The following is an 18,739-nucleotide window of genomic DNA, read 5'->3' on the forward strand; positions in this document are numbered from 1 at the left end:
TTGTTGAGAGCCATCGCACAGGCATGAGCGGAATTAAGCTGAGCGGTGGACGGGGCGCATGGAGGGTGGCTTTCGCGGCGCCCGGGAACCGGGCGGCGCGCGTCGTCGTACGGTAATGATCACCAAAATCACGGGCGACGCGGCTGAGATTAACTTGAAAAAATGCCGGCGATCAGATGAGCTTAAGCCATGAGTTCGTTTGGTTTCCAGAAAGGGAACATCATCCAAGAATTTGGCTACGACGACGACGTAGCCGCCCAGGTCCGCGCGCAGATCGAAGAAACTATCGGAAGCGCGCTGGTGGACGAAGATTCGCGCGATATCGTGGACGGCGCCATCGCCTGGTGGCGCGCGGACGACGGCGACGTCGATGACCTCACCGATTTGCTCCTGGATATCAAGGCTAATTTCGACGACGAAAATGCTATCTGCTGGCTCTTCGTGCCCACCGGGCGGGTGTCGAATGCGGTGCCGCATAACGATATTGAAGAGGCTGCTGATACCGCGGGCATGCAACCAACCACATCCGTGGCCCTCGGGGAGTCCTGGACGGGCGTGCGCCTCACCAATAAGGGCCTGCGCTACTAGAGCCGCCGGGGGGGCTCCGCCGGTATTTTCGGCGGGAAGGTGCGCGCGGGCCGCGCATCGGGTAGGATCATCCGAGTGCGCAGCGCGCGGGCCCGTAGCTCAGTTGGTCAGAGCACCTGGTTTACACCCAGGGTGTCATCGGTTCGAATCCGGTCGGGCCCACTCTTTATGCCGGTTATGCGGAGCGGGGCTGATTCCCGTTGCGCCGTGGCGGCGCGCCACTCAAAATTTGCGCCATGGTGGGCGCCGCGAAATTCCGCTACCACTCTTCGTGCGTGCGCGCATCCCATACATGCAGGTCACCGGTGTCCAGCGCGGCCAAATCGCGCATATCCGAGTCGTCCAGGGTGAAGTTGAAGATATTGGCATTTGCCCGCCAGCGCTCGCGTTGGGACGACGACGGAATCACCACAATGCCGTGCTGGACACACCAGCGCAGCACAATCTGCCCGGCACTCACCCCGTGCTTGGCAGCCAGGCGCTTCACCACGATTTGATCCAGCAGCTTTTCCGGCCCGCCGAGCGGCCGCCACGCCTGGGTGACAATACCGTGGCGCTCATGGAAAGCGCGCAGATCGGTGCGCGGGAGGGCAACCGAGAGCTGGATCTGGTTGAGCACCGGCCACACCCCGGTGGCCTCATGCAGGCGGGTGAGATGTTCGGGCAAGAAATTAGAGACTCCCACGTGGCGCACCAGGCCCTCCGCCTGCGCCGCGAGCATCTCCTCCCAAGTTTCCACGTACAGGCCGCGGGAGGGATTGGGCCAGTGGATGAGGAGAGCGTCAAGGTAATCGGTATCCAGTCGGCGTAGCGAATCCTCAATACTGCGCCGGGTGTAGCACTTCCCCTGTTCTCCGCCGGCCACCTTCGAGGTGATGAATACCTCCGTGCGGGGCACCCCGGAGCGTTTCACCGCTTCTCCTACGGCCGTTTCATTGGCGTACTGCTGGGCGGTATCGATAAGGCGGTAACCATCGGCAATGATCTGGCCGAGCGTGGTGGCAAGCTCGTTGCCTTTGGCTAGCAGGGAGCCGATTCCAACCAGGGGAATCTGCCCGCCGTCGGCAAGGGGAATGGTGGGAATATCGCATGTGGTCATGCCCTACAGCCTATCAATGTGACCGATGTCATGTCTATTCGAGTTTTTCCTACGGGCTCAGGGCTTGCGGCGAGTGGGCGCCGGGGTGAAAACGATAAAAAAGTACTCAAATCGCGGTTATGTCGGAGGTGCTTGTTACGCTGGAAAGCGGATAGCAGGGCTGAAAAAAGCCCCTGCTGTGCTTGGAAAAGCCGGGGATGTGCGCCCGTTGCACTGCCCCGGGAGGACGCACGCGCGCGCCTAGAGAAAGGAGGAAGCGGCCGCGATAGCGGGGTCAGACGGTCCCGTTTTTCGAGAAGGAGTACCACGTGACTGACCTACCCACCCACGCGCAGATTGCCGCGCAGGTCCCCGATAACGTCGAGAATCCCAAAAAGTACATAAAGGAACACAAGGAAGCCCTGCGCCGCGACCGGCGCGCCCGCGCCACCCGTTCCTTTATGGGCCAACCCACCGGCCTGTATTCCCTTTTCGGCTTGGAACTCTGGGAGCGTTTCTCCTACCTGGGATTCCAGGCCATTCTGGTCCTCTACTTCACCGATGCCATCGCGAGTGGCGGGCTAGGCTACGCGGAGGACGTGGGATCCTCCATCGTGGCCGCCTACGGTGCCCTCGTCTACCTGCTTTCCATCGCGGGAGCCTGGATCGCGGATCGAATCTCGGGCACCTACCGCACGGTGCTCTGGGGTGGCATTGTTATTGCCGCGGGTCATATTGCCATGGGTATCCCCACCGAATTCTTCACCTGGGTGGGCCTGGGCCTCATCGTGGTGGGAACCGGGCTCCTCAAACCGAATGTTTCCACCATGGTGGGTGAACTCTACGCACCCGGGGATAGCCGCCGCGATGCCGGATTCTCCATCTACTACGCCGGTATTAATATCGGGGCGTTCCTCGGGCCGCTGGTGGCCGGATTCCTCGGCCAACGGGTGCATTGGCACGCCGGTTTCGCTTCCGCCGCGGTGGGAATGATCCTCGGCCTCATCGCCTACGTGGCAACCGGGAAAAACCTATCCGGGCGAGCCAAAGCGCATCGCATCCGCGCCAGTTTCGTGGCGGACCGCTCCTTCTGGATGCTTGTGGGACTGGTTGGGGGAGTAGTCGCGGTAGCCACGCTTTTCGCCACCTTCTCCTCCGCCACGCTCAGCGACGTCGTCAACGGCATCTCCGTGATCACCTGGATCGTGCCGGTGTTCTTCTTCCTGTGGATGTACCGCTCCCCGAAGGTCACCCCGGTAGAACGGCGCAATCTCATCCCTTACGCGCTGCTGCTCATTGCCCTCATCCTCTACAATCTGCTCTATTTCCAAACCGGGAATACCCTCAACCTCGTGGCCCTCAACGCCACCGATAACACCATCGGCTCCCTGAGCTACCCCTCCTCCTATTACATTTCCCTCACCGCCATCGTGGAAATCATTATGGGGCCGGTACTCGCCTGGATCTGGCTGAAAATGGGCAAACGCCAACCCCACGTGGCCGCAAAAGTGGGGCTGGGCGCGGTGCTCGGCGGGATCGCTTTCGTCATTGTGGCGCTCGCGGGCATCCTCACCCCGCGCGGGGCTCTTCTTATGCCGCTGTGGCTGGTGGGATGCTATATCTTCCTCGGTCTGGGGGACCTGGTGCTGCAAACCGCGGGGATGTCCGCTACCACGAAACTCGCCCCGCGAGCTTTCGCCTCCCAAACCATGGCTTTGTGGTTCGCGGCCATGGCCTGCGCCCAGGGCATCCAAGCCCAGGTGGTGAAATTCTTCGATTACGAAAATATGGCCGCGTCTATCCCCGCCTACTTCGGGGTGCAAGGACTGGTGGTCATCGGTTACGGCGTGCTGCTCATGGCGCTTACCCCGTGGATGCGTTCGCGTATGAAAGTCGTCGCGTAAAGCTGGCGGCGTCGTCGTACCTCAACGCGCCCCACGAAAACCGCAGCAAACGAACAGAAGCAACACAGCACAGACGCACAGGAAGGAGAACAATGGAGTACATCACAGATTTTCCCTACGAGACTGAGATTCGCGAGGGGTGGATTCCGCTCTCGGACGGCACCCGGCTGTGGATGAAAGCCTGGATGCCGCGCACGGAAGAAAAAGTGCCGGCGATCCTGGAATATCTGCCCTACCGCAGCGGGGACTGGACCGCGCCGCGCGATCACGAACGCCACCCGTATTACGCCGGGCACGGCTACGCCTCCATCCGGGTCGATATCCGCGGGCACGGCAATTCCGAGGGCATCCCGGGCGATGAATACGATGCGCAGGAACACCAAGACGGCCTGGAAGTCATCGAGTGGATTGCTTCGCAGGAATGGTGCACGGGCAGCGTGGGCATGTTCGGGATTTCCTGGGGCGGTTTCAATTCGCTCCAGCTTGCCTCCTACCAGCCGGAAGCCCTTAAAGCGATCGTCACCACCTGCTCCACCGATGACCGCTACGACAATGACGTGCATTATTTCGGCGGCTCGATGCTCGCGGTGGATATGCACGCCTGGGGCGCCACCATGCTCGCCTTCGAATCCCGGCCCCCGGACCCGCGCGCCGTGGGGGAGAAGTGGAAGTCCATGTGGCTGGAGCGTCTCAATAATATGGAGCCCTACGTAGATACCTGGATGAGCCACCAGACCCGCGATGCCTACTGGAAACATGGCTCGGTGAGTGAGGATTATTCGAAACTCGATGCGGCGGTGCTCGCGGTGGGCGGCTGGTTCGATCCGTACCGCGATACCGTGCTGCGCCTGGTGGAGAATCTCTCCGCGCTGGGGAAGAACGTGCGCGGGCTGCTCGGGCCGTGGAGCCACCAGTACCCGGATCGCGATCTACGCCCGGGACCGCATATTGATTTCCTCGGGGAAACGCTGCGCTGGTGGGATAGGTGGCTCAAGGGCGTGGATAACGGCGCGATGGATGAGCCGCTGCTGCGCACCTGGATCAGCGACCCGATGCGCCCGGCCTCGGTGTACGAGGAAATCGAGGGGCGCTGGGTGGCGGAACGCGCCTGGCCCTCCCCGGATATTGAGCCGCTGCGTTTTGAATTGGGGCAGGCGAGCGTATCGCCGGGTTCGGTGTGTGGTGGCACGATTCTTGTGAAGTCGCCGCAAGACATCGGCTCGGATGCCGGGCGGTACTTCCCGTACGGGAACGACGCCGATTTGCCGGTCGATCAGCGCGCTGACGATGGCCGCGCGGTGACCTGCGATTTTTACCTGGGGGAATCGGTGGAGATTCTTGGCAATGCCAGGGCGTTGCTGCGGCTGCGCAATGGCGGGGAACGCGGGCATATGTATGTGCGCCTGGAAGATGTGGCCCCGGACGGTGCCTCCACGCTTATCACCCGCGGGAACCTCAACCTGAGCGCCCGCGAGGGGCGCGAGCGGATCGTGGAGATGCCCGCGGGGCAGTGGGTGGATGTGGAGATTCCGTTTACCGGTATTGGCTACCATTTCGCGGCCGGGCACACGTTGCGGGTGGCGCTGTCCAGCGCTTACTGGCCGTGGATTTGGCCGGCGCGGGACAACGCCGGGGTGGAAGTGGATCTGGGGGCTTCCGCGCTGGTGGTGCCCGCCCGCCCGATCCGCCCCGGGGGAGAGCGCGATGCCCTCGATGATGCGGTGCGTTTCGCCGGGCCGGTCCAGCCCGTTGGCTTGGACGTGACGTACCCGGAAGCGGGGGCTGCCGGGGCGCGCCGCCCCGAACGCCTCATCGCCCGCGATGTGGTGAAGAAAGAGACGTTTATCCAGGTGGATCCGGCCTACGGGGGAACTCGGGTCTACCCGGACGGCCTCCACTATGACGAAGATTCCGTGGAACGCTACTGGATTTCCTGGGATGACCCGCTTTCGGCACGCACCGAAGCGGAATGGAAAATCGGGCTGGCCCGCCCGGATATCGGTTGGGAGGTTCGCCTGGAAGCCGATACCCGCATTCGCTGCGATGCGGAGAACTTCTACGTGCAATCGGTGGTCACCGCCTTCGATCACGAGGAAGAAATCTTCCACAAGGAGTGGAAGAGCACCGTGGAGCGCACGGCGGCCTAGAGCGGCGCGGTGCGCTTGCGTTCGCGCGGTGCGGTTGTGTTCGGGGCGTCGCCGTGGTGCAGGGGCGACGGCGCAGTTTCGCTTCGCCACGCGCCCCGGGTAGGGTGGATTCATGACCTATACAGTGGCGGATATCACCGCGGCCATGGACGAATTCTTCCCACCCGCATACGCGGAAAGCTGGGACCGGGTCGGCCTGGTGGCCGGCCTGCCCAGCGACGAGGTGCGCAGCATCGGTTTCGCCGTCGACCCGTGTGAAGCAACCGTGCAAGAAGCCTGCGAACGCGGGGCCGACCTCCTCATCACCCACCATCCCCTCTTTTTGCGCGGAACCTCCACCGTGGCGGGAACGTTCGCCAAGGGAAGGTGGGTCACGCAGCTGGTGCGCGGGCGGGTCGCGCTTTTTAGCGCCCACACCAATGCGGATGTAGTGGCCTCCACCGCCGCGCTCGCGCGGCTTCTGGACGTGGAGATTGAAGCGCCGCTGGATCCCGAATCCGGAATCGGCGGAGTGGGCAGCATCGCAGCCGTGCCTTTCGAGCAGCTGGTGGAGCGGGTCGCGCAGGTGCTGCCACATACTCCGGCCGGCGTGCTCGGAGCGGGTGATCCGCAGCGAGTGGTGCGGCGCTTAGCCATCTGTTCCGGTTCGGGGGATTCGCTATTGGCGGCCGCGAAAGCCGCGGGCGCGGATGCGTATCTCACCGCAGATTTGCGCCACCACCCGGCTACCGACCATATTTGGGACGGCGGCTGCGCGCTCATCTGCGCCACCCACTGGGCTAGCGAATGGCCGGTACTGGGTGAGATGGAGCAGCGTTTACGCGAGCGTTTCCCGCAGCTGGATACGTATATTTCTGAGATTCCCACGGACGCTTGGAATATTGCGGTGCGCGGGTGAGCTCGCTGCGCGGGGCCGGTTCTCCCGCATAGAATAGGAGAAGGCGCGCCGTGCGCCTTTCGTGCGAGTCGAAGGAGATCCACCCGATGAAAGCACCCCGTGCCGATCAACTTATCTTGCTTCAGGTTGCCGACTTGGACGCGCAGCTCAACCGCCTCGAGCGGGAAAATACCCAGCATCCGCTGCGAGCTTCCTTGGGTAAACTCCTCAACGCGATTGCCGCGCGCGGGCGGGAAAAAACCGCGGCGGAAACGCAACTGGAGCAGGCACGGGCGGATTTGGCGAGCGTGGAGAAGGCCAGCGCGGATTTGGCTCGCCAGGTAGCGGATAAAGAAGAAAAATATAATGCCGGCACCGGGCTGACCTCCCGCGATTTGCTCGTTCTGGAAGACGAAATGGCGGCGCTGCGCACCACCCTGGAAGAAACGTCGGAAAAGGAATTCGCTGCGCTTGAAGCTGTTGAAAGCGGCGAAGAGCGAGTGCGGGAATTGGGCGCAGCTATTGAGTCACTCCAAGAAAAAGTACTGGCCCAGCGCTCCGAACTGGAGGACGTGGTCGCGGACATCACCGCCTCCCAAGAAAAAATCCGCGCCCAGCGCGAGGAACTCTACGAGCCGCTGGCGCCCTCGCTCAAAAAAGTTTACGAACACTCGGTTGCCACCGGAGGGTACGCGGTCATGACCATGACACCCAATGGCGCTACCGGGGCAGGAATTACGCTCTCCCCGGTGGAAGTGGCACAAATCAAGGCGACCCCGGAAGATGAGATTTATCTTTCTGAGGATTACGACTGCATTATCGTCCCGGTTGATTACGACGAAGCCTAGGCGGGCTTTCTTTTTCACGCCTGTACTTCGCATGTACGACAGATGCAGTACAGCCCGGAAAAACAACCCGTCCCCGCCAGAGCAATCGCCCGGCGGGGACGTACGAAGTGCGCATTCCAAACCATGAGAGCTACCGAGTGCGCATTCGAAACCATGAGAGCCACAGAGTGCGCATAAGAAACATGAAATCAGCTGAAAATGGTGTTCTTATGCGCACTCTGTGTCTTGCGGCAGTCGGTGTTAGCGCGTGGCGCGCTTACGGGAAGCGTAAGCCACCGCGCCCGTTCCGGCGAGCATCAGCAGCAGAGCCGTACCCGCAATACCGCTGCTCTCCGCACCGGTGCTCGGCAGCTGCGCCGCGGGCGCGGCATGCTTGGCAACCGACTGCTGAGCGCGGGCGACCGGTGCAGAAGGATCGGCATGCTTGCCGCCCTGCGCTGAAGGATTCTGCGCCGAAGCGCCTTGTGCCGGTGTACTCGGAGCGTTCGGAGCCGCGGTCCCGCTGCCGGGCTGCTCTGGATTAGCCGGTTGTTCCGGTTGCGTCGGAGTTTCAGGAGCGCCCGGGGTACCGGGCCGCTCCGCTTCCTCAGCGGCGCACTTCTCCAGGAAAGTCCGCAGCGCCGCGATACGCGCATCAACCGCGGCAAGATCATCCGCGGAACGCTTGACCGCCGCATGCGCCTCCGCGGCCTTCGCCGTCGCGTCCGCAAGTGCCGTGCCAGCGGCCGTATCCTGCTCGCGAGCCGCAGCAGCATCCGCCTCCGCGAGCGCCCCCGCCGCGGCCAAGGTGTCATATTCGGCCTGCAAGCCGTCCAGCTTCGCGCCGGCCGCTTCCAGATCCTTCACCTTCTGGCGTGCGGCGTCACGTTCACCTTCAGCGGACGTAACCGCCGCGGCGCTCTTCTCCGCCGCAGCCTTCGCCTTCTCAAGCTCCTGATCCGCTGCGCCCTTCGCGGCCTCCGCCTCCGCGAGCGCCCCGGCAGCTTGGGTCTGCTCCTGCTGTGCATCTTCACGCTTGAGGCGCAGATCATTCCACTTGGGTACGTGCACGGTCATAATCTGCTCGGAAAGTGCGGCGTGCTCGGCGGCTAGCTGCGTGGCTTTCTCCTGCTCGGCGGCGGTTTCCCGCTGGGCTGCGGCCAGGGCCTCATCCACCGGGCGGGTTGCGTCCGCGGCGGCCGCTTCCGCTGCGGCGAGGGCAGCCTTCGTGGTTTCTACCTGCTGCTGGGCCGTGGTGAGTGCCGCGTCCTTCTCCGTGAGAGCCGCGCGCTTCGTCTTCTCGGTTTCCACCGCGGTGGCCAGCTTCGCGGCGCTCTCCTGCGCGGCCTGCTGATTCGCGGCGTGAGCTGCCTCCAGCACGGTCTTCTCGGTCTGCGCGGCATCGCGCTCCGCTTCCTTCGCCGGGACCTGGGTGGCCAGCTGATCCTTTTCTGCAAGCTTGGCAGTATAGACCTCATTGGCCTGCGTGAAAGCCGCCTTCTTCGGGGCAGTTTCCGCCTTCTTCGCCTCCCATTCCTGCCGGTACTGCTCTACATCCTCCTCGGTGAAATTCTTCTTATCTCCGGCAGCGGCCTCGTACCATTCCTTTGCCTCGTCCTCGGCTGCCTGGGCTTCGTTGTAGGCAGCCTCGGCGTTATTCTTCGCCTGCTCCAGCCCGGGCAGCGCGGCCTCTACCTCGGCCTGACGGTTCTTCAGGTCGGTCACGGCGTTCTCAAGATCGCCGAGTTTCTGCGTGGCCTGCGCCAGCTTCGCCTCCGAGTCCTTGACCTTCGCCTGGGCGGCTTCGTCCTCGCCGCGCTTGACGGTCACATCGTTAGCGGCGGCGGTGGCTGCCTGCTGCGCTTCCTCCTTCGCGGCCTGAGCGGAGGGAAGGGCGGCAACAGCGTCGTCGTACCCGCGCTGCGCGGCGGCGACCTTTTCCGCTTCCCGCGCAACTACCTCGGAACGGGCATCCTGCGCCGCGCGTTCCTTCGCCTGCGCCGCAGCGAGATCCGCATCCGCCTGCGCCTTCTTCTCGGTCACCTCACGCAGCTGCGCGGCGAGCTTCTCGCGTTCGGCATTGCCCGCGGCCTCGGCGGCCTGCGCCGCCTCCAGCTTCGCGCGCGCATCCTTCTCTGCCTGCGTCTTTGCGGCGAGATCCGCGGTCTTTTCCTCAAGAACGCGCTGCGCTTTCGTTACCGCCGCGCTGTCCTTGTCTTTTTGCGACGACGCCGCGCCTACCCGGCCCTCCGCCTCCTCGAGGGCGGTGCGGGCCGCGGGAAGCGCATCTTTCGCAGCCTGACCTTCCGCCTGGAAAGCATCGAGGGCGGCCTTGGCGCCGTCGCGTGCCTCCACGGCGGCCTGAGCGGCCTTTTCCGACTCGCTCAATTTCGCGGCGGCGGCATCTTTGACGGCCTGCGCCGCAGTTGCCGCTTCCTGAGCGGCGGCGAGCTCCTGCTGTGCCGTTTCCGAGGCCTTGAGCAGTTCCTCGCGTTCGGCCTTTGCTTCATCCGCCGCGGCTTTCGCCTTGGGGGAATCCGTGCAGGAGGTAAAGGAGGCGCCCGGGGCGGGGGAGCCGGCGGCCGGCTGAGCGTGGGCGGCCACGGTGCCCGCCATGGTAAGGGCGAGGGTGGTCACGGTAAGAGTACTGGCGAGTCGGGAAATGCGCTGTGTCATGGGGATCCTTCGCGAAGACGTGCAGTACTACCCGGAACGGCTAATCTGCAACTTTTGACCGTTTATAAAACAGCTAAAGTCTACGGGGATAACTGTATATTCGTACATGACCTTTGGATAAATGTGGTGAGCCTCTATGGCGGGGCATGTCCGTGGCTTGTGGGGTATCCGCGTTGTGTAGCATATCCGCGGCGCATGGCAGGTATTTGTGGCGTTCGGCAGCTCGTGGTGTATTCGCGCAGCGTTGCGGAGAGAGGTGCGGGAGCCGACCCTCACGCAAAGTCGGCCCCCGCAGCCATTACCTACTAACAGAGAAAACGCGCGAAACGTCGCTGTTTTGCCTGTTGCTTGGATTCTAAGCAGGTTTAATATTTACGGGCAAGGGATCCTCAAAGACTTAACAATCGCCGCTGTGGCGGTGGGAACGGCTTGCCTTACTTTCCCGCGCATTCGGACTTTCGTATGTGAGTAAGGAAACAGTATTGCATAATTACTCGTGGTAATCGATGGGGGAGATACATTCAGAAACGGCATTCTTAGATGCTGCTGAAACCCCGATTAGAATCCTGATCGGAATCCAGGGGTGACCGCCGCGCACTGTATAGCGGCACCCGCGCCCCGCAGGGTTGCCCACCGCGCGCCCGTAGGTCTGCTACCCACGTGCCAGTAGGTCTGCGCCCGCGCGCCCGCCAGGCTGGTAGCATAAACGGGTCATGTTGGCCGGGCGGCCGCGCGGCGCGTATGCGCCTCGAGGAACGTCCGGGCTCCGTAGAGGACGGTGGTGGGTAACGCCCACCCGGGGTGACCCGCGGGAAAGCGCAACAGAAAGTAAACCGCCGCAAGGTAAGGGTGAAAGGGTGGTGTAAGAGACCACCGCGTGCCGGGTGACCGGCATGGCACGGCAAGCCCCACCGGGAGCAAGATCAGACAGTGCCCCGCAAGGCTCCTCGTCTAGGGCACGGGTGGATTGCTAGAGTGCGTCAGCAATGGCGCACGTAGATGGATGGTCGCCGCCGCGCAAGCGGTACAGAACCCGGCGTATAGGCCAAGATGACAGCGGGGGCGGATTTTCGGATCCGCCCCCGCGTTGTACATCAGCTCGTGTCTACCCGCCTAGAGCCGCAGCCCGAGATTCGGATCGGAGGGCAGCGTAAGGATTTCGGGCCCGCTTTCCCGCACCACGATGGTGTGCTCGAATTGGGCGGTGCGCCCGCGATCCTTGGTCACAACGGTCCAGTCATCATCCCAGATCTCATAGTCGATTGTTCCCAGGGTCACCATGGGCTCGACCGTAAAGACCATATTCTCTTCAATAGTTTCCCCGTGCAAAGGTGCGGCGTCGTAATGAGGAATAATAAGGCCGGAGTGGAAAGCTTCGCCTACACCGTGCCCGGTGAAATCGCGGACGTCCCCGTAATCGAAACGCTTGGTGTAAGACTCGATGACCCGCCCGATCACATTGACCTGGCGCCCGGGGCGTGCCGCTTTAATACCGCGCAGGGTAGCGGTGGCGGTGCGTTCGATGAGGAGGCGGGATTCTTCGTCGATCTCGCCCACGCCGAAGGTGGCATTGGTATCCCCGTGCACGCCGTCCTTATAGGCCGTGACATCCAGATTAATAATGTCGCCCTCGCGTAGTACCTGGTCATCGGGAATGCCGTGGCAGATAACCTCGTTCACGGAGGTGCAGATCGACTTGGGGAAGCCCATATAGCCCAGGCAAGAAGGGTAGGCCCCGTTATCGATCATGTACTCGTGCGCGATGCGATCCAATTCATCGGTGCTGACGCCCGGGCGGATCGCTTTGGCGGCCTCGTACATGGCATCCGCGGCAATGGTTCCCGCCACCCGAATCCGCTCAATCGTTTCCTCGGTTTTCACATCCGAGGCGGTGATCACTTCCGGCCCGTCATGGAACATGTATTCGGGGCGTTCAATGGAAGCCGGAACTTTACGGCGCGGAGAAATCTTTCCGGGACGCGCCGTACCGAGCGGCGCACGTGCTGCAAGACTCATAGCCACCATTGTAATGGCTTAGAAACTGTGCTCCTTATCGGGGAATTCCCGGCCCTTGACGGCCGTGCGGAAAGCGGTGACCGCGTTGCTCAGCGCCGCACCCACCTCGCCGAAACGCTTGGCGTAGGAGGGCTGCCATTCGGTCATCCCGGCCATATCCGGCCAGACCAGCAACTGCCCGGAGGTGCGATACCCGGCCCCGATTCCGAGGGTGGGAACCGAAAGAATCTCGGTAATTTTTGCTCCGAGTTTCCCGGGTACCATTTCGACGACGACGGCAATAGCTCCGGCCTTCTCCAGCGAGACCGCGTCATCAATAATGGCCTCGCTTTCTTCTTCATCCCGGCCCTGGACCCGCGGGCCACCCAGGGCGGCATCCGCGTGGGGGCGATAACCCACGTGGGCCACCACGTTAATCCCGGCTTTGGTGAGGGCTTCGACGGTGGGGGCGAAAGCTTCCCCGCCTTCCAGTTTCACCGCGTCCGCCCCGGCCCGCACCAGGCGGATAGCGGTGCGGATAGCCTGCGCGGGGCTTTCTTCGTAAGTGCCCATGGGCATATCGGCAATAATAAAAGCCCGGGTGGTGCCGCGCATGACGGCGCTGGTGGCTCGCTCAATATCTTCCAGGGTGACCTGGATCGTGGAGGAGAATCCCAGGGCGGTATTGCCAATGGAATCACCCACCACCAAAATATCGATTCCGGCCGCGTCCAAGATCCGCGCTGTTAGAGCGTCATAGCAGGTGAGTGCCGTGAGCACCTCTCCGTTAGCGACCATCTCATTCAGGTGCTGCACCCGAATTCGTGCCGGTGAGAACTCCGTCATGATTACCTCCCGATATCTATGGCTTAGAGTACTAGGTCACGCGCGCCGGTGCATCATCGCGCCCGCGGTGGAACATGGACGGTACGCTAGGTGCGAGGAGGTGACTGTGGAACCCTTGCTTGAGCTGGTGTCCATGAACGCACTGGAATTCTGGTTGGCCTTAGGGATCGGGGTGACCGCCCTGGTCATTATGTGCTTGGCGCTCATCCCCAGTCGGGAATACGCCGATCTGCCGCGCGGGGTATATCCGCGTGAACCTGCCGGGGTGACCGGCCATAATTACCGGCGGCGCCGCCCGCATACCCGCCCGCCGGTACGCACCATTCCACCGGAGATGCCCGCCGCCCTCGGGGCTTTTATGCACCGCCACTACGCCGCGGACGATGCCGCCATCACCACTCTCCTCGACCTGGCCGCCCGTGGATTCCTCACTATTGACTTCTTCCGGGATCCGGCCCTGCGCGGGCAGATGATCACCATCTCCCTCACCGAGGCCGATACCTCCACCCTCGAACCTTTTGAGGCGCGCTTCCTGGCCGCCCTGGCCTCCCCGGAAAGTGCTGAATCAGCAGCATTCCGGGAATCCGAGCCCTTTGATGATCGCTCGTATCGCACCGCGATGGAAAACGCCGGGCTGCCGGCCGCCTCCCGCCCGGTGCTGCGGGTGCAGGGATTCTCCACCCGCCTCGCCCTCGCCATCGCGCGCGATAGCAAAGCGGAAGTGGTCTCCCGGCGCGGCTGGTACCACCACGGGCGCGAATTGGTGGGCTCGCTGGCCGCCGTGCTCTTCTTCGGAGGTATCGCGCTCACGGGCCTGGCTTTTATCGGGGCCCTGGCTTTCCAGCTGTCTTGGTACTGGCTCATCGTGGGTGGCTGGCTGGTGTTCTGCGGATTCGTCGGTCTCCTCAACTTTTCTTCCCTCACCCCGAACGGGGTGGTGGCCTCCGACCAGGTAGAAGGCTTCCGGCGCTTCCTCACCGCGGCGCCCCGCTTCGCCGGGGTGAGCGCGGAGGTCCTCGCCTCCTACGTGGGCTGGGCCTACGGCCTGGAATGTGCCGATGAATGGGTTCGTTCTCTCGAGCGAATTAACTCGCGGGATATGCGCGACGTCGGCGCTGCTCTCCCGTGGCTGCACCTTGCCGGAGAAGACATCACAAACTGGTACCAGCTACGCGAAGCCCTCAGCGTTTTGGAAACCCGTTTCCGTTCCCACCCGCTCGCCCACGATCTTCCGCACGCGCGGCGGCGCCACCTGCGGCGCTTCGTACGCGGATTACTCCCCGTTTCCACTCGCACGCACACATAACGGGCATCGCCCGGACATAACGGACCGCGCCCGAACGCATAACCGAATTCGCCGGAACTAACGGACCCTCCCCGAAAAAACACGGAAAGATGAAGCGCCATGGATGACCAGCAAGAACACGTCCTTCGCACCATAAGCGACCGCGGTATCCGCTACGTGCGGCTGTGGTTCACCGATATCGTCGGCACCCTCAAATCCGTGGCGGTGGCTCCCGTGGAGCTCGATAATGCTTTTGCGGAGGGCGTCGGCTTCGACGGCTCGGCTATCCAAGGCCTCACGCGCGTGTATGAATCCGATATGATTGCGCGCCCGGATGCCTCGACCTTTGCGGTCTTGCGTGGCGTGGATGGGAACGACGACGCCGCCTTCATGTTCTGCGACATCCTCACCCGCGAAGGTGAACCGGCCCGCTCCGACCCGCGGGCTATCCTCCAGCGCACCCTACGCCGCTGCGAGGACCTGGGCTTCACCGCCTACGCCCACCCGGAAGTGGAGTTCTACCTCTTCCAGCCGGGAGCCAGCGACGATGAAGAACCCACCCCGATTGATTCGGCCTCTTATTTCGATTACGTGACCCGCTCGGTGGCTCATAATTTCCGGCGGGATGTGATCCTTTCCCTGGAAGACGTGGGCATCAGCGTGGAATTTTCCCACCACGAAATCGGCCCGGGCCAGCAGGAAGTGGATCTGCGCTACGCCGACTGCCTCACGATGGCCGATAGCATTATGGCCGCCCGCGTCATTATTAAAGAAGTGGCGCTGCGCCACGGGGTGGAAGCATCCTTCATGCCCAAGCCCCTGGCGCACTGGCCCGGTTCTGCCATGCACACCCACTTCTCACTTTTCGAAGGCGAAACGAATGCTTTCCACGACCCGCGCGGGCAATTCGGGATGTCGGTAACAGCGCGGCGCTTCCTGGCCGGGCTCATGCGTCACGCCCGCGAAATCACCGCGGTGACCAACCAGCATGTTAATTCCTATAAGCGGCTGTGGGGCGGCGGGGAAGCCCCGCCCTACGTGTGCTGGGGGCCGCGCAACCAATCGGCCCTCGTGCGGGTACCCGAATATAAACCCACCAAACCGCAATCCGCGCGCCTGGAATACCGCGCCCTGGATACCGCCGCCAATCCCTACCTGGCTTTCGCGGCCGTGCTGGGCGCGGGCCTGGCCGGAATCGAAGGAAAATACGATCTTTCCGACCCGGCCGATACGGATGTCCTCCTCCTCACCGATATGGAACGCTCCGTGCTCGGTATCGAATCCCTGCCCGGGAGCCTGGATAGCGCGCTCAAACTCATGGAAAGCTCCGACCTGGTTGCCGAGATCCTGGGCGAGGATGCCTTCGATTACTTCCTGCGTGATAAACGCGCCGAATGGGCCGAATACCGCGCCCAGGTCACCCCGCTGGAACGCGCGCGTTTCCGGGCTGACCGCTAGGGCCGCGGGGAGCGGGTATGCGACGTCTCACCCTCGCCCAGCGGGCCCGGCGCTGCGGATTCACGGCCCCCGAACGCGCCGCCGCGGAGCTGGAGGCCGGCGCCTGGCAGCCGGAGGATTTCGCGCACGTCGCGGATCCGGACCGGGCGCTTGCGGCCTGCGCGCGGCTCGGCTTAAACCGGCGGGAGGGTGTAGGGAACGACGACGCAGCCCGGCCACGCCTGCTCGCCGTGCTCGGGCTCTCCACCGCGCTGGCCGATCACCTGGCGCGCCACCCCCAAGCCGCCCGGGAACTATGCGGGACCGCCGAAGAAGCCGAAGCACGCGCCCTGCTGAGCGAGGCGGATGAACGGGCGGCCATGTGCGCCGCCCTGGCCCCTTGGCTCGCGGGTGCCGTGGAAGGTACCGGGACGAGTCCTGTGACCGGTGCCGGGCCGGAGGCTGGAATGGCGGCTGGAAGCGACTCGCGGGAGAACCGCAGTGACCTCCAGGATGCTATTGCCGCGCTGCGCGCCCACTACTACACCCGCATCCTCACCCTGGCCGGCTGGGACCTCACCCTGCCTGATCCCGCTGCTCGCCTGCCCGAAGTGGCCGCCACTCTCTCCAACCTGGCCTGCGCCACCCTGGAAGGTGCCCTCCAGCTCGCCCGCACCCGGGTACCCGATGCTCACGATGTTGATTTCACGATTATCGCGCTCGGGAAAACCGGGGGAGGGGAACTCAATTACGCCTCCGATGTGGACGTCGTTTATATCACCGAACCACGCCCGGGAGTCAGCGAAGCACGAGCCCTGGAGATCGGCACCGCGCTGGCGACTACACTCGCCGGATATATCAGCGCACCCGGCCCCGAAAGCGCCCTGTGGACCATCGACACCGCGCTGCGCCCCGAAGGCGGAACCGGCCCCCTGGTGCGTACCCTCGCCTCCCACCTGGACTACTACGCCACCTGGGCACAAAGCTGGGAATTCCAAGCCCTCCTCAAAGCCCGCGTGGCCGCCGGCAACCGCGAACTCGGCGATAACTACCTGCGCGCCACCGCCCCGCTCGTCTGGAATGCCGCCTCCCGGGACAACTTCGTGACCGACGCCCGGGCCATGCGCGCCCGCGTGGAAGCCCATATCCCCACCGCCCAACGCGAACGCCATATCAAATTAGGGGCAGGCGGCCTGCGTGACGTGGAATTCACCGTCCAGCTCCTCCAGCTCGTGCATGGGCGCGTAGACACCACCATCCGCTCGGCCACCACCACCACGGCGCTCGCGAGCCTCTCGGAAGGCGGATATATCTCCCGCCCCGATGCCGCTCGCCTCGACCACCACTACCGCTGGTTGCGCTGCCTGGAACACCGCGCCCAACTGGTGCGGCTGCGCCGGGCCGCCGTGCTTCCCACCCGCGAAGACGACCTGCGCCGCCTATCCCGCTCCCTCGGCCTGCCCGACGCCGCGGCCCTCACCGACACCTTCGCGCAGGTACGCCGGGAGGTGCGCGAACTCCACCAAGATATTTTCTACCGGCCCCTCCTTCCCGCCGCCGCGCAGCTAGCCGCCGACGATATTTCCCTGGCCCCCGAAGCCGCCCGCATCCGCCTGGCCAGTATCGGCTACCGCGACCCGGCCGGCGCACTACGCCATATCAGCGCCCTCACGGAAGGCACCAGCCGGCGCGCGGCCATCGCCCGCCAGCTCCTGCCCGTCATGCTCGGGTGGTTCGCCGAAGGCCCCGAACCGGATGCCGGGCTGCTCGCTTTCCGGGTGCTCTCCGAAAAAATGGGGACCACCTCCTGGTATATGCGCACCCTGCGCGACGGCGGGCCCGTCGCCCACCGCCTCGCCCTCATTCTGTCCCGTTCGCGTTTCCTGGCCCGCGATATCCCCGAACTACCCGAATCCATTGCGTGGTTGGGCGACGACGCCGAGCTGGCCCCGCGCAGCGCCGGGGCGCTGCGCGGGGAGCTGGACGCGCTCCTCGAGCGACGCAGCCGGCCGGAGGAGATCGCCGGGGCGGGCCGGTGGTTGCGCTGGCGGGAAGTGCTGCGCACCGCCATGGCCCAGGCTCTCGGACTGCTCGGGCCCGAAGATGTGGCGGGCGCGGTGAGTAACGCCGTGGAATGCGCGGTGGAAGCGGGGGTACGCGCCGCCAGGTGCGCCGTCGTCGCCGAAAAAAACGAGGTGGATAGCCCGCATCCCGATTTTTCTTTTGCGGTGATCGGGCTGGGAAGCTTGGGCGGGCGCGAATGCGGCTATACCTCCGATGCGGATGTGATGTTCGTGTGGGACGGGCCGGAGGAAGCTGCCGGGGATGCCGATGCACTGGCGCGTGCTTTTATGCGCCTGGAGCAGGAGGTGGGCGGGGCGCCGCCGCTGGCCGTGGATGCTGATATGCGCCCCGAGGGCCGCAGCGGGGTGCTCGCGCGCAGCCTGGATTCCTACGGGGAGTATTACCGCAACTGGGCCGAGCCCTGGGAATTCCAGGCGCTGCTGCGGGCCCGCGCGGTGGGCGGGGACCGCGAACTCGGGGAGCGTTTCCTTGAGCTCATCGCCCCGCTGCGCTACCCGGCGCACTGGGATGAGGCGCGGTGCACCGCCATCCGGCTCATGAAAATCCGGGTGGAAAAAGAGCGGATTCCCGGGGGAGTGGCCCCGGCCTCCCACCTCAAGCTCGGGCCGGGCGGAAGCGCGGATGTGGAGTGGACCGCGCAGCTCCTCCAGCTCGAGCACGCCGCGGCCTACCCGCAACTCCGGGTCACCGGAACGGGGGAGGCACTGCGGGCGGCCGGCGCTGCCGGGCTGATCACCGCGGATGAGGAACACGCCCTCGTGGAGGGCTGGCAGGCTGCCAGCGCGCTGCGCCAGGCCGCTTTTGTGGCGACGGGCCGCACCGGGAGCGCCGCCCAGGTCATTCCGCGTGATCCACGCGAGCGCGAACGCATGGCCGCGATCCTGGGCGCCGAGCACGCCAGCGATATCCTCGACCGGCGCGCCCGGGCCGCGCGGCATGCCCGCGCCGCCGTGGAGCATGTTTTTTACGGGCGCGACTAGCCCGCGCCTCGCGC

General features: G+C 64.1%; 12 protein-coding genes, 1 tRNA gene and 1 other RNA gene. 10 read left to right on the forward strand and 4 right to left on the reverse strand.

The annotated features are described in order from the left end of the window. The first annotated feature begins 189 nt into the window (after nucleotides 1–189). Entirely contained in the window at nucleotides 190–588 is a 399-nt protein-coding gene (locus tag ACRQEC_RS01015; RefSeq protein WP_026428793.1) for a DUF3052 family protein, read from the forward strand. A gap of 88 nt (nucleotides 589–676) precedes the next feature. Continuing rightward, nucleotides 677–750, forward strand: a tRNA-Val gene (locus tag ACRQEC_RS01020). A gap of 97 nt (nucleotides 751–847) precedes the next feature. Here ACRQEC_RS01020 and ACRQEC_RS01025 read toward each other — a convergent pair. Then, entirely contained in the window at nucleotides 848–1,687 is an 840-nt protein-coding gene (locus tag ACRQEC_RS01025; RefSeq protein ID WP_284889575.1) for an aldo/keto reductase, read from the reverse strand. Nucleotides 1,688–1,995: 308 nt separating this feature from the next. Here ACRQEC_RS01025 and ACRQEC_RS01030 point away from each other — a divergent pair, with 308 nt between their 5' ends. The 4 genes from ACRQEC_RS01030 (at nucleotide 1,996) to ACRQEC_RS01045 (ending at nucleotide 7,442) form a co-directional block, all read left to right on the forward strand. Then, nucleotides 1,996–3,570, forward strand: coding sequence for a peptide MFS transporter (locus tag ACRQEC_RS01030; RefSeq protein ID WP_284889573.1), 1,575 nt, complete (start codon nucleotides 1,996–1,998; stop codon nucleotides 3,568–3,570). 92 nt (nucleotides 3,571–3,662) lie between these two features. Next, complete coding sequence (locus ACRQEC_RS01035; protein WP_284889572.1) at nucleotides 3,663–5,717, forward strand: CocE/NonD family hydrolase; 2,055 nt, start codon at nucleotides 3,663–3,665, stop codon at nucleotides 5,715–5,717. 112 nt (nucleotides 5,718–5,829) lie between these two features. After that, nucleotides 5,830–6,615 (forward strand): Nif3-like dinuclear metal center hexameric protein, encoded by a 786-nt coding sequence (locus ACRQEC_RS01040; RefSeq protein ID WP_284889571.1) that lies wholly within the window; start codon nucleotides 5,830–5,832, stop codon nucleotides 6,613–6,615. A gap of 86 nt (nucleotides 6,616–6,701) precedes the next feature. After that, entirely contained in the window at nucleotides 6,702–7,442 is a 741-nt protein-coding gene (locus tag ACRQEC_RS01045; protein WP_284889570.1) for a zinc ribbon domain-containing protein, read from the forward strand. A 240-nt stretch (nucleotides 7,443–7,682) separates the two neighbouring features. On the opposite strand, the gene ACRQEC_RS01050 is transcribed toward ACRQEC_RS01045, so the two are convergent. After that, nucleotides 7,683–10,097, reverse strand: a complete 2,415-nt coding sequence (locus ACRQEC_RS01050; RefSeq protein ID WP_284889569.1) for an LPXTG cell wall anchor domain-containing protein — start codon at nucleotides 10,095–10,097, stop codon at nucleotides 7,683–7,685. A gap of 712 nt (nucleotides 10,098–10,809) precedes the next feature. On the opposite strand from ACRQEC_RS01050, the gene rnpB reads away from it, so the two are divergent. Continuing rightward, an RNA gene (gene rnpB / locus ACRQEC_RS01055) (RNase P RNA component class A) lies at nucleotides 10,810–11,154 on the forward strand. Nucleotides 11,155–11,210: 56 nt separating this feature from the next. Here rnpB and map read toward each other — a convergent pair. Both map and panB read right to left on the reverse strand, forming a co-directional pair. Next, nucleotides 11,211–12,122, reverse strand: a complete 912-nt coding sequence (gene map, locus ACRQEC_RS01060; RefSeq protein ID WP_087070663.1) for a type I methionyl aminopeptidase — start codon at nucleotides 12,120–12,122, stop codon at nucleotides 11,211–11,213. Nucleotides 12,123–12,131: 9 nt separating this feature from the next. Continuing rightward, nucleotides 12,132–12,938, reverse strand: a complete 807-nt coding sequence (gene panB / locus ACRQEC_RS01065) for a 3-methyl-2-oxobutanoate hydroxymethyltransferase (RefSeq protein ID WP_026428802.1) — start codon at nucleotides 12,936–12,938, stop codon at nucleotides 12,132–12,134. A gap of 106 nt (nucleotides 12,939–13,044) precedes the next feature. On the opposite strand from panB, the gene ACRQEC_RS01070 reads away from it, so the two are divergent. The 3 genes from ACRQEC_RS01070 to ACRQEC_RS01080 all read left to right on the forward strand — a co-directional run bounded on the left by ACRQEC_RS01070 (nucleotide 13,045) and on the right by ACRQEC_RS01080 (nucleotide 18,725). Next, nucleotides 13,045–14,244 carry a DUF2207 family protein gene (locus ACRQEC_RS01070; protein WP_026428803.1) on the forward strand — a complete coding sequence of 400 codons (1,200 nt, stop codon included), beginning with the start codon at nucleotides 13,045–13,047 and terminating at the stop codon, nucleotides 14,242–14,244. 99 nt (nucleotides 14,245–14,343) lie between these two features. Then, nucleotides 14,344–15,681: a glutamine synthetase family protein gene (locus tag ACRQEC_RS01075; protein ID WP_284889568.1), complete on the forward strand. Its 1,338-nt coding sequence runs from the start codon at nucleotides 14,344–14,346 to the stop codon at nucleotides 15,679–15,681. A 17-nt stretch (nucleotides 15,682–15,698) separates the two neighbouring features. Further along, the gene (locus tag ACRQEC_RS01080) at nucleotides 15,699–18,725 is read left to right on the forward strand and encodes a bifunctional [glutamine synthetase] adenylyltransferase/[glutamine synthetase]-adenylyl-L-tyrosine phosphorylase (protein ID WP_284889567.1); all 3,027 of its coding nucleotides are present in this window, start codon (nucleotides 15,699–15,701) and stop codon (nucleotides 18,723–18,725) included. Nucleotides 18,726–18,739 lie beyond the last annotated feature (14 nt).

Origin of the sequence: Actinotignum saccati, assembly GCF_051265055.1 — a bacterium.
Lineage (GTDB): Bacteria > Actinomycetota > Actinomycetes > Actinomycetales > Actinomycetaceae > Actinotignum.

What these genes read in the sequence shown, in the direction of transcription:
- ACRQEC_RS01015 (WP_026428793.1), top strand. Translation starts at nt 190, where the DNA reads ATGAGTTCGTTTGGTTTCCAGAAAGGGAACATCATCCAAGAATTTGGC.
- ACRQEC_RS01025 (WP_284889575.1), bottom strand. Translation starts at nt 1,687, where the DNA reads ATGACCACATGCGATATTCCCACCATTCCCCTTGCCGACGGCGGGCAG.
- ACRQEC_RS01035 (WP_284889572.1), top strand. Translation starts at nt 3,663, where the DNA reads ATGGAGTACATCACAGATTTTCCCTACGAGACTGAGATTCGCGAGGGG.
- ACRQEC_RS01040 (WP_284889571.1), top strand. Translation starts at nt 5,830, where the DNA reads ATGACCTATACAGTGGCGGATATCACCGCGGCCATGGACGAATTCTTC.
- ACRQEC_RS01045 (WP_284889570.1), top strand. Translation starts at nt 6,702, where the DNA reads ATGAAAGCACCCCGTGCCGATCAACTTATCTTGCTTCAGGTTGCCGAC.
- ACRQEC_RS01050 (WP_284889569.1), bottom strand. Translation starts at nt 10,097, where the DNA reads ATGACACAGCGCATTTCCCGACTCGCCAGTACTCTTACCGTGACCACC.
- map (WP_087070663.1), bottom strand. Translation starts at nt 12,122, where the DNA reads ATGGTGGCTATGAGTCTTGCAGCACGTGCGCCGCTCGGTACGGCGCGT.
- panB (WP_026428802.1), bottom strand. Translation starts at nt 12,938, where the DNA reads ATGACGGAGTTCTCACCGGCACGAATTCGGGTGCAGCACCTGAATGAG.
- ACRQEC_RS01075 (WP_284889568.1), top strand. Translation starts at nt 14,344, where the DNA reads ATGGATGACCAGCAAGAACACGTCCTTCGCACCATAAGCGACCGCGGT.
- ACRQEC_RS01080 (WP_284889567.1), top strand. Translation starts at nt 15,699, where the DNA reads ATGCGACGTCTCACCCTCGCCCAGCGGGCCCGGCGCTGCGGATTCACG.